Below are 15,569 nucleotides of genomic sequence, written 5' to 3' on the forward strand. Positions count from 1 at the left end.
CCACCGTGACGGCACCGTCGGCGGCCCGGTCCGGCCCGGCCCGGCCCGGTCCGGCCCGGTCCGGTCCGGGGAGCGGTCGGGGGCGGTGGCGGAAGGCGCGCGGTCAGGGATCAGGGCGACGCGCCGCCGCCCTCCTCGGCCGCGACCTGGGCGAGGGTCCGCCCCGTACGCGCGGAGCGGGCGCGGTAGGGGTCGGGGACGTCCGGGTCGGCCTGGGTGGCCCGGCCGTCCTTGGCCTTGATCAGCAGCCACACCTCCTCGCCGGGGGCGGAGGTCCCGTCGCCCCCCTTGAAGCGGGTGAGGGCGAACTCGCCGTGCAGCTTGGTCCCGTCGAGCCAGAACGTCGCGTGCCCCTCCTCCAGGGCCTGCTCGAACGGCACGGGTGACCCCCACCTGTCGTGGCTGAGCGGGCGGTAGGTGCCCTGGTCCCAGACGATGACGGTGCCGCCGCCGTACTCGCCCTCGGCGATCACGCCCTCGAAGGTGCGGTACTCCAGCGGGTGGTCCTCGGTCGGCACGGCCAGCCGCCGCACCCGGGGGTTCTCCGAGGGACCGCGCGGCACGGCCCAGGACTTCAGTACGCCCCCGACCTCCAGCCGGAAGTCGAAGTGCATGCGCCGTGCCTGGTGGATCTGTACGACGAAGCAGGGGGCCGGGTCCGCCGGTCCGCCATTGCCGGTCCTGTCCATCCGACACCTCCTCCGGCCGCCCCGCCCGGTGGTCCCTTCCACTGTGCCGCACCCGTCCCCGCGCCGCACCGCAGATATCTCGCCATCAAGTATCTCGCCGTCGATTATCTTGACATCGAGAGTGTTTGCCGGGCAGGCTTCCCGGGGTTCGAGACCCCGGGGGGAGCGCGTGATGCGGCGAGGCGGCAAGGGCGGCGCGAGCTGCAAGGGTGGCAGGAGCGGTACGGGTGGCAGGGGCGGTAGGAACGGCAGGGGGGTGCGCGCGGGCGGCGGCGGGCCCGGGCTGCTGGCCCAGCTGCGCGATCCACCCGGCGGCCGCGACGCCCGGATCATGCTGCTCGCCCTGGCCGTGGACCGGACCGGCTCGGGGCTGTGGGCCGCGTCCTCGGTCCTCTACCTCACCTTCGTCACGCACCTGAGCGCCCAGCAGATCGGCATCCTGCTGGGCACCGCCGGAATCGCGGGCATCGCCGGATCGCCGCTGGCCGGGCGGCTGGCCGGCCGCCTCCCGGTGCGCACGCTGCTGATCGGCTGCCACCTCCTCCGGCTGGTGACCCTCGCCCTGATCCTGGCCTGCACGAGCTTCGGGGCACTGCTCCCGGTCGTCGCCGTGACGTACCTGGGGGACAGGGCCGCGAAGACCCTGGAGATGCTCTTCGCCACCCGGGCGGCCGGCGAACGGCGGGTGGCCTACCAGGCGCTGTCGCGCAGCGCCGCCAACGCGGGCTACGGCGTCGGCGCCGGGCTCGCCGCCCTCGGCCTGGCGGTGGGCACCACCGACGCGTACCGCGCCCTGATCCTGGGCAACGCGCTCTCCTTCGTCGTCGCCGCCGGGCTGGTGTGGCGCACCGCCGAACCGGCCCCGGCCCCGGTGCCCCGGGCCCCGGCGGGCGGCGGTCCGGCGAAGGGGCCGGGCCCCTGGCGGGACCGGGGCTACCTGCGCTTCGTCCTGCTGGACATCCCGATGAACCTCGACGACTCCGTCCTCGGCGTCGGCCTGCCGCTGTGGCTGGTGAGCCGGACCTCCGCGCCGCACGCCCTGGTCCCGGCCTTCCTCGTCCTCAACACCGTGCTGGTCGTGGTGCTCCAGCTGAGCGTGTCGAAGCGCGCCGAGGGCCCGCGCCGCGCGACCCGGGCGCTGCTGCTGTACGGGGGCCTGATGCTGGGCTGCTGCGCCTTCATGGCGCTGGCCACCCGGGGCGGGGCGTGGGCGGCCGCGGTGGTGCTGCTCGCCGCGGCGCTGCTGGTGACGCTGGCGGAACTGATGCGCTCGGTGAGTTCCTGGGAGCTGGCGGTGCTGCTCGCCCCGGAGGATGCCCGCGCCGCGTACCTGGGGGTGGCGGGGATGTCGCAGTCCATCCAGAAGTCCGCCGGGCCGCCGCTGCTCACCGGGGTGGTGATGGCCGCCGGTCCGGTGGGCTGGCTGGCGCTCGGGGCGGCGGTCGCGGGCCTGGCGGTGGTGCAGAACCGGACCTGCGCCCGCCGACTCGGCATCGGCCCGTCCCGCACGAAAGTCACCGCATCCAATGTTGGGTAGACTGGTCTACCTAATTAACCTGGTCGAGGGAGGCGGACGGCGTGGACGGACAGCGACCGGTGAAGCGGCGGCGCGGGGCGGCGCGCGGCCGGATCCTCGACGCCGCCGCGCGCCGCTTCTACGCGGACGGGGTGACGGCGACGGGGATCGACACGATCACGGCCGAGGCCGGGGTCGCGAAGATGAGCCTCTACAACAACTTCGACTCCAAGGCCGACCTGGTCGGCGCCTATCTCACGGCCCGGCACGAGGAATGGCTCGGCCTCTACGAGCGGCGGCTGGCCACGGCCGGCCCCGGACCGGCGGCGGCCGTGCTGGCCGTCTTCGACGCGTACGCCGACCACGCCGAACTGGCCTACGAGCACGGCTTCCGGGGCTGCGGACTGCTCAACGCCGCCGCCGAACTGCCCGCCGGGCACCCGGGCCGCGCCGTCGTCCGCGCGCACAAGGAAGAGGTCGAGGGCCTCCTCGCCACCCATCTGCGGGAGCTGCTGCCCGGCCGGGAGGAGCAGGCCCCGCGCATCGCGGAGCACCTGGCGTTCCTGCTGGAGGGAGCCGTGGTCCGGGCGGGCCTGGAGGGCGACTCCACCCGCGTCCGGCACGCCAGGGAACTGGCATCGTCCCTGCTGACAGCCCTGTGACCGGGGGCCTGGGGGTGAGGGCCACACGGACCGCCGGGGCCGGGGCGGGCGCGCTCGCCGTGCTGCTGGCCTCCGTGCTCTGGGGCACCACCGGCACCGCGGCCACCCTCGCGCCCGGGGTGGGCCCGCTGGCGATCGGCGCCGCCGCGATGGGCCTGGGCGGACTGCTCCAGGCGGCGGTGGCGGGGCGCCGCATCGCACGGTCCCGGGACCGGCTGGCGGCGCGGTGGCCGACCGTACTCGTCGGGGGCGTGGGCGTGGCCCTGTACCCGCTGGCGTTCTACACCTCGATGCACCTGGCCGGGGTCGCGGTCGGCACGGTCGTGTCCCTCGGCTCGGCCCCGCCCGCCTCGGCGCTGATCGAGCGGCTGGCCGACGGCAGACGGCTGTCCCGGCGCTGGCTGGCGGGCGCCGCCCTGGGCCTGGCGGGTACGGTCCTGCTCTGCGCCGCCGAGGCCGTCCACGGCGGCCCCGCCGGTACGGGCTCCGCCGGGCGGACCGTCCTGGGCGTGGGCCTCGGCCTGGTCGCGGGAGTCACCTACGCCGGGTACGCCTGGGCCGCGCACCGCCTGATCACCCAGGACGTCCCCGCGCGGGCGGCCATGGGCGCCGTGTTCGGCCTCGGCGGGCTGATGCTGCTCCCGGTCCTGGCGGCCACCGGAGCACCGCTCACGGCCTCCTGGACCAACGCGGGCGTCGGCCTCTACATGGCCGTGGTCCCGATGTTCACCGGCTACGTCCTCTTCGGCTACGGCCTCGCCCGGATTCCGGTCAGCACGGCGACGACGCTGACCCTGCTGGAGCCCGCCGTGGCGGCGGTGCTCGCGGTGCTGGTCGTGGGCGAGGAGCTGCCCGCGCTCGGCTGGGCGGGCATCGCCCTCGTCCTCGCCTGCCTCGCCGTACTCACCACCCCCTCCCGCCCGGCGCGCTCCCGCACCCCCGCACCCGGCCCCGACCCCATGTCCGACCCCGCCCTCCTGCCCGAGTCCGCCCCGAAATCCGGTGGAGCGGCTTCGCGTCCGTAACTACCCTGCTGCCGACCACAGTTGTCCAGGCGAAGGGCATCCCGTTGTACATCGCGTGAGACCTCCCGAGAGCTGATCTGTCGCGCGTCGCCGTCTGTGCGCCGCGCTCCTTTTTGCTGCGGATTTCTCACTGAAGCCGGTGTACTCCTGTGCTCGAAAACTGGGTGGTCATGCCCACCTGCCTGCCGCTCGTCCTGCGCCGTTGCCATGTGTGCGCGTCCGAACGTTTCCGGACGCACGGCAAGTTCCGGGTCAACGCGAACCACAAGCTCATCGACGTCTGGCTCCTCGCGCTCTGCGCCACCTGCGGGGAGACCACGAAGCTGACGGTTCTGGAGCGGACGAACGTGCGCTCCGTACGGCCCGGAACGCTGGACCGGATGCACGACAACGACCCCGCCCTGGCAGCCGAACTCCTCCAGGAACCAGCCATGTTGCGGCGCAACCGCATCGCCCTCGACTGGACCGGCGCCTGGCGCCTCGACACCGGCGGCCCGGTCGGCACGGACCGCGAGGTGATCGATGTGTCGGTCCGGTTCGCGGCGCGGATACCGGTCCGGCCGGTCCGGCTGATCGCCCAGGGCTGCGGTCTGGCCCGGGCCGAGGCGGAGCGGCTGGTCGAGGCGGGGAAGCTCGTCTCGGCGGTCCGCCTGACCGGAAAGCTCTCCGGTGACTTCACCTTCACGCTGAAGCGCTGAGCCGGGCCCTGTTGCCGCTGCTCCCGCCGCCGCTCCCTGCCCGGGGCGGCGGCGGCGGTGGTGGCGGTGGCGGTGGTGGCGACGGCGACGCGCAGAAGCCGGGCTCCGCCCCGCGCCCCTCCCGTATCGGTTCACCCGTATCCGTTCACCCGCGTCCATTTACCGGCATCCATTCACCGGCATCCCCTCCCTTTCCGCACCGCACGGCATACGTTGGGGTCCGATCACCAGGTCACTGGTGCACGACGGAGGTGTCCTCACATGCGGATCGGCACGACCATCTTCCTCACCGACCGGACGATCAGCCCGCTGCGGCTCGCCCATGAGCTCGAACAGCGCGGCTTCGGCGGCCTCTACCTGCCCGAGCACACCCACATCCCGGTGAGCCGGGACACCCCGTACCCGCCGGGCGGCGACCTCCCCGCCGAGTACGGCCGCACCCTGGACCCCTTCGTCGCCCTGGCCCAGGCCGCCGCCGTCACCGAAAACCTCACGCTGGGCACCGGCATCACCCTGGTCGCCCAGCACGACCCGATCGCCCTGGCCAAGCAGGTCGCCACCCTCGACCACGTCTCCGGCGGCCGCTTCACGCTGGGCGTCGGCTACGGCTGGAACGTCGAGGAGGCCGCGGACCACGGTGTTGACTGGCCCGCCCGCCGCGCACTGGTCCGCGACCGCCTCGCCCTGATGCAGGCCCTGTGGGCGGACCAACCCAAGGCGTACGACGGCGAGTTCGGCTCGGTCCGGGCGAGCGACGCGTACCCGAAGCCCGCACAGCGGCCGCGCGGCCCGGTGAACGGCCCCCGCACCCTGATCGGCGGCACGGCGGGCCCCAAGCTCTTCGCGCACATCGCGGAGTACACCGACGGCTGGCTCCCGATCGGCGGCGCGGGCCTGGCCGACTCCCTCCCCAAGCTCCGCACGGCCTGGGAGGCGGCCGGCCGCGACCCGAAGCACCTCCAGGTCGTCCCGTACGCCGTCCTCCCGACCCCCGGCAAGCTGTCCCACTACGCGGACCTGGGCATCGAGGAGGCCGTCCTCCAGCTCCCCTCGGCGGAGGAGCCGGAGGTCCTGCGCACCCTGGACGCGTACGCGAAGTTCCTCTGACCTCTGCGACGAGTGCAGCGGTGCGGGCGCGGGTGTGGATGCCGCCCAGGCCGGCACAGCCCGGAAACAACCAAACGAAAACAGCCACCCCACCCGACAAAGCCCCAGCTCAACAAGTGTTGTCCCCGCGCGTGCGGGGGTGGTCCGTACCTGTACAGCAGCATCGCCCCGGCCGAGGCGTTGTCCCCGCGCGTGCGGGGGTGGTCCGTGCGCGGCAGGCGGACCCTCGTGCCCCGGCGCGTTGTCCCCGCGCGTGCGGGGGTGGTCCGGTGGCCGAGCAGAGGATCAGGACGCTGAGGCTGTTGTCCCCGCGCGTGCGGGGGTGGTCCGTGGAGCGGGCGGCCGTCGGTGGACTGGTAGGTGTTGTCCCCGCGCGTGCGGGGGTGGTCCCCGATTCGGTTGGTGGCCGCGTTGCGTGGGTGAGTTGTCCCCGCGCGTGCGGGGGTGGTCCGGTGGCCGAGCAGAGGATCAGGACGCTGAGGCTGTTGTCCCCGCGCGTGCGGGGGTGGTCCGTGGAGCGGGCGGCCGTCGGTGGACTGGTAGGTGTTGTCCCCGCGCGTGCGGGGGTGGTCCCCGATTCGGTTGGTGGCCGCGTTGCGTGGGTGAGTTGTCCCCGCGCGTGCGGGGGTGGTCCGGCACACGAGGTACGCCTCACCGTCGTGGGCGAGTTGTCCCCGCGCATGCGGGGGTCCGGGGCGGCGGGGTTCGCAAACGGCGGTGGCGCTGTCCCCGGGCGTGCTGGGCAAGCTGCTCACGGCTCGTCGTCCTCGCCGGCCGGAGCGTCGAGGTCTTCGGCGGCGACGGGCGACGGCAGCCTCGCGCCCCTGCTCACCGCGATGCGGTGCACGCGTGTCAGCGACTCGTTCAGCTGTGCAGCGAGAAGGTGGAGTTCGCCGGGAGTCCATGAGCGATCGGCGAGTACGCGCAGGGCTTCCGCCATGACCTCTCCGGCCAAGCCGAGTTGGGTCGCCTCCACGTCGTCCGCGAGATGCGCGATCAATCCGTTGCCGTCGCCGGAGAGGTAGCACGGCTGTCCTGCCGCGCCGGTCCACGGGAGGAGACGCATCCGGTCCGCCGAGCTTGTCGCGGAGGGGTTAGGGGTGACATGGGTGGTGACGCGGTGAGGCACTTCGGGCTCCTGTTGGCATGGGGCTTGCCCCGGACCGGTGTGCGGAAACGAGGAAGCCGACGTGTTGCCAGGTTGCCGGTGCGCGGTGTGCGGAAGTTGCACTGAACTGTGCAACTCCGCGATCCCGAGAGGTGCTGGGGCGTTTCATTCGGATCTTCCGGCCGAAGCGTGCCGAAGTCGACGGCTTGGACGATCATCAGGTCGTGAACACGGATTATTGGACGGTGCTCGGGGACTCCGAGCGAGATCAGTGGACGTATGTCCCACGTCAGACCATTGGACCACTGCGCTTCGGGATGGATCGGGAGGAGGCCGTCACCGTCATGGCGGCGTGCGGCTTCGCCGCGGAGCAGAGCGACATGGGGGGCTGGCACTCGACAGGCCGTACTCAGTGGCGCATCGAGTTCCTCAAGCCCAGACCGGTGGCCTGGAGCCGGCCAGGCGGGGTGAAGTGCTATTTCATCGAAGGCGCGGGCCTGACGTGTGTGCTGGTCGATGGCCTGCTTGGCCCGCAGGTAACCCATGAGGGTATCCGCCTGATCGGTCGCGTGCCATCGGAGCTCTACCAAGACATGGAAACCTATGCGCTCGAGCAGGACCTCGGCCTGCAATCCAGTCCAGGAGGAGACCTGTTCGTTGAAGGCTTCGAGATCGAGCTTGGCGCCCAGCGTGCCGGTGACACAGCTGTGACCTGGGCCCTGTTTTTCAATACGGGGACGATTGCGGGTACCTCCTGGGACATCGCCCCCGCAGAAGTTTGGCACCATTGGTAGAGCGTCACCCTCAGGACGCAGACCTGAACACCTCGGGTTCCCTTCCTGACCAGATGTAGATCCCTGCAACGTGAAGTGCAGCAAGGTAGACGGTTGCGGTCTTGTCGTAGCGGGTGGCCAGGCCGCGCCATTGCTTGATCTTGTTGATGCCCCGCTCGACCGTGTTCCGCTGTTTGTGCGCTTCGCGCGCGAATGCCGGAGGGCGTCCACCGCGGCTGCCAAGCCGCTTGCGATTCGCTGCCTGGTCGACGGGCTGGGGAATCACCGCCCGGATCCCACAATGTCGCAGGTAGGTGCGGATCGCGCGAGATGAATATGCTTTGTCCGCGAGGACCGCGGTGGGCGTTGTTCGGGGGCTGCCGACCGGCCGAGGCACCCGAATCCCCGTCATCACGTCCGGGAATGCCGGGGCATCGCCAGCCTGGCCGGGGGTAATTACGAAGGCCGGCGGGCGGCAGCGGCTGTCGGCCGCCAGGTGGATCTTCGTTGTCGGCCCACCACGCGACCGTCCCAGCGCATGATGGTCTGGTTCCTCGACCAGGGCCCCTCTTTGCGGGCCCCGGCCGCGTGCTGGTGAGCACGAACCACCGTGGAGTCGACCGCGACGACACAGTCCAGATCGCCCTCGGCATCAGCCTGGGCGAGGAGGTTCGTGAAGACCCTTTTCCAGGTGCCGTCAGCTGCCCACTTCCGCGGCCTGTTGTGGACGCCCTTCCACGAACCGAAGTGCTCAGGCAGGTCCACCCACGGAATCCCGGTGCGGTACTTGAACGCGATCGCGTCGATCACCTGCCGGTGATCCAGCCACTGCCCGCCCCGCCTCGGCGTCCGATCCGGCGGCAACGGCTCGATCCGCGCCCACTGCGCATCACTCAACGACATGCCCCAACGAACGACTCAGTATCTGCCGAGGCAACGGCCGCCCGCCGTACCGGTCAGACAGGCCGCAGTACCTGATCAGGCTCTGCGGAAGCAGCCCCGGCGTACTCTGCGAAGTCCACGTTGCCGAGCGCCAGGTCAACCTGGACGCCGTGCACCGACGCGGGCACGGCTCGAAACTTCCTGGGCTCCGGCGACTCGATGAGTTCCTGGTAATGGACGGGGTCAAGGCCACTCACGTCTTCCCAGACAGTCGACAGAGCCAGCAACGCCCGCGCCGGCGACTTCATCGTGCCGCGGTCAGCGAGGAAGACGACAAGCAGCTCCTCATCCACCACGGCGGCAAGAACCTCGTCGGCCGTTGCTCCTGACCAAGCAGGCGCATCGACCAGCTGCACGGCTGCGGCGAACTCACCGCTTGGCCCCCACGGCCGCTGCAACTCCCCAACCACCGCGTTCCACGCCTCGTCGTCGCTGAAGTCGGTCCTGATGACGAGAACGTCGAACAAGTCGCGTCCGATCTCAGGAAGCACTCGCTCAAGGTCCTCTGGCAACGTCATGCCCGGGACTCTCCCACCCCGCACTGACAACCAGCCCCTGCGGGAGTGCTCCAGAAGAAACGGCCTAGATCCCGACCCACTCCGCATACCGCGTCAGTGTGCTGCTCCGGGTCCGGTCGCGCCGCTTGAGGGCCAGCACGCTCTCGCGCACCGTCGGGTGGTAGCGGGTCTGCTGCGGGGCGATCCGCCGGGCCCGTTGCAGGCAGTCCAGTGCCTGTTCCGCGTGGCCCGCCCATACGTGGGCGCGCCCGAGGTCCATCCAGTGGTGTCCGGCCCGCGAGCGCGTCCAGCCACGAGGAATCCGTACGTCCTCGGCGAGCTCCACCGCGCGCCCGAAGTCGTCCATCTCCGAGGCGATGGCCACCGCGTGGACCCCGACGTTCGTCGGACCCCAGGTCACCCCGAAGTCGGGCAGCTCGCCGGTCGTCCGGGCGATCGTACGGGCCTCGGCCAGTCTGGCGTCAGCGTGTTCCCGGTCCTTCATGCGCCCTGCGATCACCGCGACCCGGAGGTGCATCACTCCGCGCATCGCGTCGAGTCCGTCGGGGCGTCGCGCGTCCTGGCCGTCGAGATCCCGCAGCGCCCGGTCGATCACGCGTACGCCGACGTCGTAACGTCCCGAGGACATCGTCGTCTGCGCCCGCAGGTAGGCGTGCATTGCGGCCAGCCCCGGCTCGTCGGCGCGCGGCGCGGCCCATGCCAGCCGGTCCAGCGCGACGGTGGCGAGGTCGACGTAGCCGAAGTTCCACGCCACGGTGAACACGCACCGGAAGGTTCCCGCCAGGCATTCGTGGGCCAGTCGCTGCTCCTCGCCCGTGCTGGTGTGCACGGCCTGGACCGACTCGTCGATCAGTCCCGGCAGGTCGCGGACCATGTCCGTGTACTGCGCCTGGCGGCGCTGCACCAGGGCCCGCCGGACATCGGCCCGGATGCGGGCGACGGGACGGGGCGCCGTCTGCCAGTCGAGTGCGACGTCCCAGTTCTCCAGGCCCTCGCGGATCGGCTGGATCAACGCGTCCATCCGGTCGCGGCGCAACTCCTCCGCATACGGCTGTCCCAGCAGGTCCGAGGTCGAGACGCCCAGCGCGCGGGCACAGGCCGCGACGAGCGCCGGGGAAGCAGGTCTCTGCCCGCACTCGACCTTCGACAGCAGAGAGCTGGAGACATGGGCGCGCATCGCCAACCCCTGCTGGGTCAGCCCGCGTTGTCTGCGGATCCGGGCAACCCGCGAGCCCGGGTGCTCCTCGACGCTCTCCGGCACGGCGAACTCCGTTCTGAGGCCCCTCTTCAGAAGGTACCCCCGGTCGGGCAGGCACCCTTAGTCTCACCACTCATGAGCGCTGCGATCGTCACCATCGGCCTGGCGTTCGCCGGGTATCTCGTGACCTATCTGAACGGTCTGCGGCTGGCGCAGCGGCAGGAGCGACTGGCGCGGGTGAACCGGCAGTTGAGCGAGTTCTACGGTCCGCTCCTCGCGCTGGTCGAGATCAACAACCGGGTGTACCGCGCCTTCGCCGAGCGACACCCCCGCCCGGACGGCCGCTCGCCCATGGATCACGGACCGGAGGAGCTTCCTCCCACCGACGAGGAGCTGGCCGAATGGCGGTTGTGGATCGCCAAGGTGTTCCTGCCCAACCACCGGGCCATGCGGGACATCCTGGTGAACAAGGCGGATCTCCTGTCGGAGCCGCACATGCCGCCGATCCTGATGGAGGTGTACGCGCACGCCTCCTGGCACGAGATCGCCGTCACCCGCTGGGAGCAGGGCGATCTCGCCGTCGAACGGCCCCCGTCGCCCTTTCCGATGACGGAGATACGTCGCTACGTACGGGAGAGCTTCGACCGGCTGAAGCGGGAGCAGGCGGCGCTGCTGGGGCGGCGGCGGAACCGGGTAGCGCGGATGATCTTCCGCTGAGCACTGAGCACTGAGCACTGAGCACTGAGCTGCGGCGGATCACGATCACGTCGTCCCCGCGCACGTGGACGTGGTCCGGCACCGGGAACTGCGCCCGGAGCACGACTCCTGGTGCCGTATCAGGCATTGTTCGCCTCGTTGTGAGGTCCTGCACGTCGGCGGGTCCGGCCGCTGGCGATAATTGGCCGATGGCCATCATCGAACGCCCCATGCCGCCCTTGAACGCCGACGAGCACACCACGCTCGGAAGCTGGCTCGACTTCCATCGCACCACCCTCGCCATGAAGTGCGAGGGCCTGGACGACGAGAAGGCTGCCGTCGCGTCCGTCCCGCCGTCCGCCTTCACTCTGACCGGCCTTGTCCAGCACATGGCGGAGGTGGAGCGGAACTGGTTCCGCCGAGTGTTCGCCGGAGAACGGGTCCCGCCCATCTACGACCCGCAGGCCGACCCCGATGCCCCCGACGGCGGCTTCGAGCTGGCCGAGGGCGCCACCCTGCGCGACGCCCTGGACACCTGGCAGGCGGAGATCGCCCGCGCCCGCGAGAACTGCGCCGACCGGGCCCTGACCGACACCGGCCGCTTCATGGAGCAGGACGTCAGCCTCCGCTGGATCTACGTCCACATGATCGAGGAGTACGCCCGCCACAACGGCCACGCCGACCTGCTCCGGGAGCGCATCGACGGCACCACCGGCGTATAACGCCTGCGGATCGGGCGCGTCGTCGGGCCGGGCCGCGGGTTGCCCGCGGCCCGGGTAATCCGCGGGTTCGGGTGCTTCTCGACGCTCTCCGGCACGGCGAACTCCGTTCCGCGGCCCCTCTTCAGAGGGCGCCCCGGTCGGCCGGGCGGGCACCCGGGGAGGTCGCGCGGACAGGGTCCGGCTCGGGAGTGGAAGGTGGGCGCGCGGTCACCGTGTGTCCCGGTCGGCGGGCATTCGGCGTGATGGGACCCGGCATATGCTGAGCCGATGTCGGACGACGGCGAACTGCCAAGTATCCCGAGCGTTGGTGTGGACCTGCCTGCAACGCTGCGTATCGCCGGGCTTGCGTGGGAACGGACGGAGAGCCCTCCGTCCTTGGCCTGCTGGACCGGCTCCTTCCCGGAGCCGGCGGGCGGCAACGCGGTGGATATCAGTCTGGTGATGGAGCCGGCCGCGCCGCCCGAAGAGGTCACCCTCCAACTCGCTCACGACGTCGTGAGCCGGTTCGACGTCTTCGTCGACCGCGCCGCGCGGTACTGCCGGACGCGGCTCCGGGAGCGGCACTTTGGACTCACATCCGAGGAGCTGAGCTGGCTGGATCTTCCGGAGTTGCCGTTGGCGGCTCCGGAAGCAGTGGTGTGGGCCGACCGGACCTGGGCAATCCGGTTCACCGAGAGCAGGTTCCGGCTGGCGGACCCCTACGGAATCCTGGTGACCTTCAACGGCACGCAGCCTGTCGACGTCGAGGGCATCGAGGACGAGTAAACGAGCCGCTTGTCGTGGCATCGCGACTCCGCCACCCATCGCCGGGCGGCCTGCCCCCGGCGCCGCCCCCGACCATTCGCCTGCCCGCGCGGCCTCCTGGTCTCACCACTCATGTGCGCTGCGATCGTCACCACCGGTCTGGCGTTCGCCGGGTGCCGCGTGATTCAGGGGCCGCGAAGGCAGGTGCAGAGGCTGATGCCGGTCACGTACGACAACGGCCGTCCGTTGCCCGGAAGTTGATAGCGTGATCGTCGTGACAGAACTGGAAGAGCTGGTCCTGAGCCCCGGCGAACGGGCCCGGGGTGTTCACGTCGACAGCGTGATGTTCACGATGGACTGGGCCGGTGAGGACTACCCGGGCCAGCTGGCCGCGTTCGTGGCCGGTCGGGTGCGGGCCTTCGGCACTGAGCCGACGGACGTCGATACCGACGTCGTCTACCGGGCGGCCGAGACCGACCCGACTCTGAGCCGCGGTGATGTGCCGGTCCGTCAGCTCGATCACCTGTCCGGTGTGCTGGCAGATCTCCGCTGCACGCTCATGGTGTGGGAGAACGGCACCGACACCTACGAGGTACTGGTCGCGCTGACCGATGGGCGCGAGCCGACCGGGTTGACGCACCAGGACCTCCCGGTGCGGGCCTGGGGCTCGGAATCCGAGGAGACCCTGGTCAGCCTGGACTGCCCGGACTGCTCGCAGATGCTGGTCTGGGAATTGCCGTCGGGCCAGACCCTGGCCGACGAGCACTGCGACTGCGGAGCCGCGTTGTTCGACGCCACTGGTCGCCCGCTGCCTCACGTCACTCTCCACGGCTGATCCGCTCGGCGCCCTCCGACCCCGACTCGTCCCCACCGGCCGCTCGCCCCCGGATCACGCGCGGGAGCGCAAGAAGGCGGCGGCGGAACTGGGTAGTGCGGATGATCTTCGCTGAGTACTGTGCACCATCGGATGGTGGGCGGCCCTTCGCGCGGTGCCCCGGTGACTCCGGCCCGGCCGCCGACGCCCGTTCCGCGCGAGGACCGGACAGAGCCGGACAGTCAGACAGCCGGAACCGGGCAGCCGGGCAGCCGGAAAGTGAGTGGAGAGAGATGCAGCCGACATTCGTACTGGTCCACGGAGCTTTCGCGAACTCCTTCTCCTTCGCGCCGCTCCAGGCCGAACTGGGCCTCCTCGGGCACCGTTCGGTGGCCATCGACCTTCCGGGGCACGGGTTCGCCGCGACGTATCCGCGGTCCTATCAGGCGCCGCAGGATCTCGAAGGGCTCGCGACCGAACCCGGGGCCATCAAGGGCGTCACGCTCGCCGACAACGCCGCACATCTCATCGGGATACTGGAGCGGGCCAAGCGGAACGGGCCCGTCGTCCTCGTCTCGCACAGCCGTGGCGGCATGACGGCCACCGTCGCGGCCAACCAGCGGCCCGACCTGATCGACCGCATTGTCTACGTCTCCGCCTGGTGCCCCGTCGACCTCGGCATCGGCGCCTACTACGCCGAGCCCGAGATGGCCACGGTCGACGCCGCGGGGCTGGCGTCGGCGATGGTCGGGAACCCCGCCGAGCTCGGGCTGCTGCGCTCCAACTTCCGCACCGCCGACCCCGCTGTCCTCGCGGCCTTCAAGGCGGCGTTCCTCGCCGACGGTACGGACGAGGAGTTCATGGTCTTCCTCAACACCTTCCAGCCCGACGAGAACCTCGACGTCGGCACCCCCGACGTCCGGGCGCGGCCCGACACCTGGGGCCGGATTCCCAGGACGTACGTCCGGCTGACGGAGGACACCAGCGTGCCGCTCGCCATGCAGGACCGGATGATCCGCGAAGGGGACGCGCTGACGCCGGACAACCCCTACGACGTCCGTACGCTCACCAGCAGCCACCTGAAGTGGATGGTCGACCCGACACCGGCGGCCCGGGTCCTGGCCGACGTCGCCGCGCTCCTGCACGCCGACGAATCCTGACCCTGACCCGAGCCGGGAAGGGCGGAGGGGGCGGGGCCCGAGGGCGCCCGTGCTCAGAGTCCGGCGAGGAGGGCCGGGAGCTTGCGCATGTCGTCGAAGACGACGGTGTCCGGGCCCTCCAGCCAGTGCGCCGGGGTGAGCCCGCCCGCGTAGCCGAGTGCGCGCATCCCGGCCGAACGCGCCGCCTGGACGCCGTACTTGCTGTCCTCGACGACGACGCACGCGGCAGGGCTGACGCCCATCCGGGCGGCCGCGTGGAGGAAGAGGTCCGGGGCCGGCTTGCCGTGGGCGACCTCGGTCGCGGAGAAGATGCGGCCCTCGAAGTGGTCGCGGAGCCCCGTACGGCCCAGGGTGTGGCGCATCTTCTCGTGGCTGCCGCTCGACGCCACACAGGTGGGGAGCGCGATCCCGGCCAGTGCCTCGTTGATGCCGTCCACCGCGAGGAGTTCGGTGTCGACGGCGGCGCGGTGGAGGGCCTCGAACCGCTGCTGCCAGGCGGCGGAGCTGCCCGGCAGCCGTGCCTCGACCAGCTCGCCGATGGACTTGTTGGACCTGCCGACGAACTGCTCGACGACCTCCTGGGGCGTCAGCGGCCAGCCCAGCTCGGCCCCTACCTCGACCTGGATACGGACGGCGATGGGCTCGCTGTCGACGAGCACGCCGTCGCAGTCGAATATGACGAGTTCGGGAGCAGGAGGAGTGGTCATCCGGTCAGAATAGGCCCCCGTCCGACCCGTATGCGGCGTCATGCGACTACCGGGCCTGCTCGCCGGAGCGGGGCGGGACCGCCCCTGTGCGTGGCCGAAAAGCCCCGAAGGGCCGTTACGCGGAACACGGCGTCGAGAACGGTTCCGAGAATGGCTCCGATACTCCGGTGACCAGGCATGACGCCTGTGCGATCATCATGTGCGCTCTTCTTTACGAATAACTCACATCCGGCTTGAACTGGCCGATGTGTCACCGCTCCGGGGGGAACGGAAATGCCCATGCGATCACGCACGCGCACGCGCGAGAGATCCGGGCGGCATGCCGCCCGCTCCGCACTCCTGCTCGTACTGTCCGTACTGCTCTCGCTGCTCGTGCCCGCAGGGGCGGCGACGGCTCAAGGGGAGGCGACGGCCCAAGGGGCTCCGACGGCTCAAGAAGCAGGAGCCGCCGCGGCCCAGGACGGCGGCGCCGACTGCGCCCACCCCCCAC

Annotated in this window: 18 protein-coding genes and 1 CRISPR repeat array; of the genes, 12 read left to right on the forward strand and 6 right to left on the reverse strand. The window is 71.1% G+C overall.

Annotated features, from left to right (window positions below):
- Positions 1-110: 110 nt before the first annotated feature.
- A complete protein-coding gene (locus tag ACFCV8_RS30510; RefSeq protein ID WP_376688718.1) occupies positions 111-689 on the reverse strand; it encodes a DNA polymerase ligase N-terminal domain-containing protein in 579 nt (192 codons plus the stop codon).
- Positions 690-945: 256 nt separating this feature from the next.
- On the opposite strand from ACFCV8_RS30510, the gene ACFCV8_RS30515 reads away from it, so the two are divergent.
- The 5 genes from ACFCV8_RS30515 to ACFCV8_RS30535 all read left to right on the forward strand — a co-directional run bounded on the left by ACFCV8_RS30515 (position 946) and on the right by ACFCV8_RS30535 (position 5,697).
- The gene (locus ACFCV8_RS30515; RefSeq protein WP_376688719.1) at positions 946-2,226 is read left to right on the forward strand and encodes an MFS transporter; all 1,281 of its coding nucleotides are present in this window, start codon (positions 946-948) and stop codon (positions 2,224-2,226) included.
- Between the two features lie 41 nt (positions 2,227-2,267).
- Positions 2,268-2,867 carry a TetR/AcrR family transcriptional regulator gene (locus ACFCV8_RS30520; protein WP_376688720.1) on the forward strand — a complete coding sequence of 200 codons (600 nt, stop codon included), beginning with the start codon at positions 2,268-2,270 and terminating at the stop codon, positions 2,865-2,867.
- A gap of 14 nt (positions 2,868-2,881) precedes the next feature.
- Positions 2,882-3,892, forward strand: coding sequence for a DMT family transporter (locus ACFCV8_RS30525; protein ID WP_376688721.1), 1,011 nt, complete (start codon positions 2,882-2,884; stop codon positions 3,890-3,892).
- Positions 3,893-4,041: 149 nt separating this feature from the next.
- Positions 4,042-4,590 (forward strand): DUF1062 domain-containing protein, encoded by a 549-nt coding sequence (locus ACFCV8_RS30530; RefSeq protein WP_376688722.1) that lies wholly within the window; start codon positions 4,042-4,044, stop codon positions 4,588-4,590.
- 261 nt (positions 4,591-4,851) lie between these two features.
- Positions 4,852-5,697, forward strand: coding sequence for an LLM class F420-dependent oxidoreductase (locus ACFCV8_RS30535; protein WP_376688723.1), 846 nt, complete (start codon positions 4,852-4,854; stop codon positions 5,695-5,697).
- Positions 5,698-5,815: 118 nt separating this feature from the next.
- A CRISPR array of direct repeats spans positions 5,816-6,393; the repeat unit is 28 nt; unit sequence GTTGTCCCCGCGCGTGCGGGGGTGGTCC.
- A gap of 55 nt (positions 6,394-6,448) precedes the next feature.
- On the opposite strand, the gene ACFCV8_RS30540 is transcribed toward ACFCV8_RS30535, so the two are convergent.
- Positions 6,449-6,826: a hypothetical protein gene (locus ACFCV8_RS30540; RefSeq protein WP_376688724.1), complete on the reverse strand. Its 378-nt coding sequence runs from the start codon at positions 6,824-6,826 to the stop codon at positions 6,449-6,451.
- 203 nt (positions 6,827-7,029) lie between these two features.
- On the opposite strand from ACFCV8_RS30540, the gene ACFCV8_RS30545 reads away from it, so the two are divergent.
- Positions 7,030-7,599 carry a hypothetical protein gene (locus ACFCV8_RS30545; protein ID WP_376688725.1) on the forward strand — a complete coding sequence of 190 codons (570 nt, stop codon included), beginning with the start codon at positions 7,030-7,032 and terminating at the stop codon, positions 7,597-7,599.
- Positions 7,600-7,609: 10 nt separating this feature from the next.
- Here the strand turns inward: ACFCV8_RS30545 and ACFCV8_RS30550 are convergent.
- The 3 genes from ACFCV8_RS30550 to ACFCV8_RS30560 form a co-directional block, all read right to left on the reverse strand.
- A protein-coding gene (locus tag ACFCV8_RS30550) for an IS5 family transposase (RefSeq protein ID WP_376688726.1) occupies positions 7,610-8,481 on the reverse strand; the annotation gives its coding sequence in 2 pieces (ribosomal slippage) (positions 7,610-8,139 and positions 8,139-8,481; 873 coding nt in all).
- 53 nt (positions 8,482-8,534) lie between these two features.
- Positions 8,535-9,038 carry a DUF6924 domain-containing protein gene (locus ACFCV8_RS30555; RefSeq protein ID WP_376688727.1) on the reverse strand — a complete coding sequence of 168 codons (504 nt, stop codon included), beginning with the start codon at positions 9,036-9,038 and terminating at the stop codon, positions 8,535-8,537.
- 64 nt (positions 9,039-9,102) lie between these two features.
- On the reverse strand, positions 9,103-10,299 hold the full coding sequence (locus tag ACFCV8_RS30560) for a helix-turn-helix domain-containing protein (RefSeq protein ID WP_376688728.1): 1,197 nt from the start codon (positions 10,297-10,299) through the stop codon (positions 9,103-9,105).
- A gap of 72 nt (positions 10,300-10,371) precedes the next feature.
- Here ACFCV8_RS30560 and ACFCV8_RS30565 point away from each other — a divergent pair, with 72 nt between their 5' ends.
- The 5 genes from ACFCV8_RS30565 (at position 10,372) to ACFCV8_RS30585 (ending at position 14,372) form a co-directional block, all read left to right on the forward strand.
- Positions 10,372-10,953, forward strand: coding sequence for a hypothetical protein (locus ACFCV8_RS30565; protein WP_376688729.1), 582 nt, complete (start codon positions 10,372-10,374; stop codon positions 10,951-10,953).
- Positions 10,954-11,141: 188 nt separating this feature from the next.
- Positions 11,142-11,654, forward strand: coding sequence for a DinB family protein (locus ACFCV8_RS30570; RefSeq protein WP_376688730.1), 513 nt, complete (start codon positions 11,142-11,144; stop codon positions 11,652-11,654).
- A 267-nt stretch (positions 11,655-11,921) separates the two neighbouring features.
- Positions 11,922-12,419, forward strand: a complete 498-nt coding sequence (locus ACFCV8_RS30575; RefSeq protein ID WP_376688731.1) for a hypothetical protein — start codon at positions 11,922-11,924, stop codon at positions 12,417-12,419.
- 253 nt (positions 12,420-12,672) lie between these two features.
- On the forward strand, positions 12,673-13,233 hold the full coding sequence (locus ACFCV8_RS30580; protein WP_376688732.1) for a hypothetical protein: 561 nt from the start codon (positions 12,673-12,675) through the stop codon (positions 13,231-13,233).
- A 272-nt stretch (positions 13,234-13,505) separates the two neighbouring features.
- Positions 13,506-14,372: an alpha/beta fold hydrolase gene (locus tag ACFCV8_RS30585; RefSeq protein ID WP_376688733.1), complete on the forward strand. Its 867-nt coding sequence runs from the start codon at positions 13,506-13,508 to the stop codon at positions 14,370-14,372.
- 53 nt (positions 14,373-14,425) lie between these two features.
- Here the strand turns inward: ACFCV8_RS30585 and ACFCV8_RS30590 are convergent, their stop codons facing one another.
- Positions 14,426-15,079 carry an HAD family hydrolase gene (locus ACFCV8_RS30590; protein ID WP_376688734.1) on the reverse strand — a complete coding sequence of 218 codons (654 nt, stop codon included), beginning with the start codon at positions 15,077-15,079 and terminating at the stop codon, positions 14,426-14,428.
- A gap of 279 nt (positions 15,080-15,358) precedes the next feature.
- Here ACFCV8_RS30590 and ACFCV8_RS30595 point away from each other — a divergent pair.
- Positions 15,359-15,569, forward strand: a 211-nt coding sequence (locus tag ACFCV8_RS30595) for a hypothetical protein (RefSeq protein WP_376688735.1), incomplete at its 3' end; no start/stop codon positions are given.

The sequence above is a fragment of the Streptomyces sp. NPDC056347 genome, assembly GCF_042262625.1.
Lineage (GTDB): Bacteria > Actinomycetota > Actinomycetes > Streptomycetales > Streptomycetaceae > Streptomyces.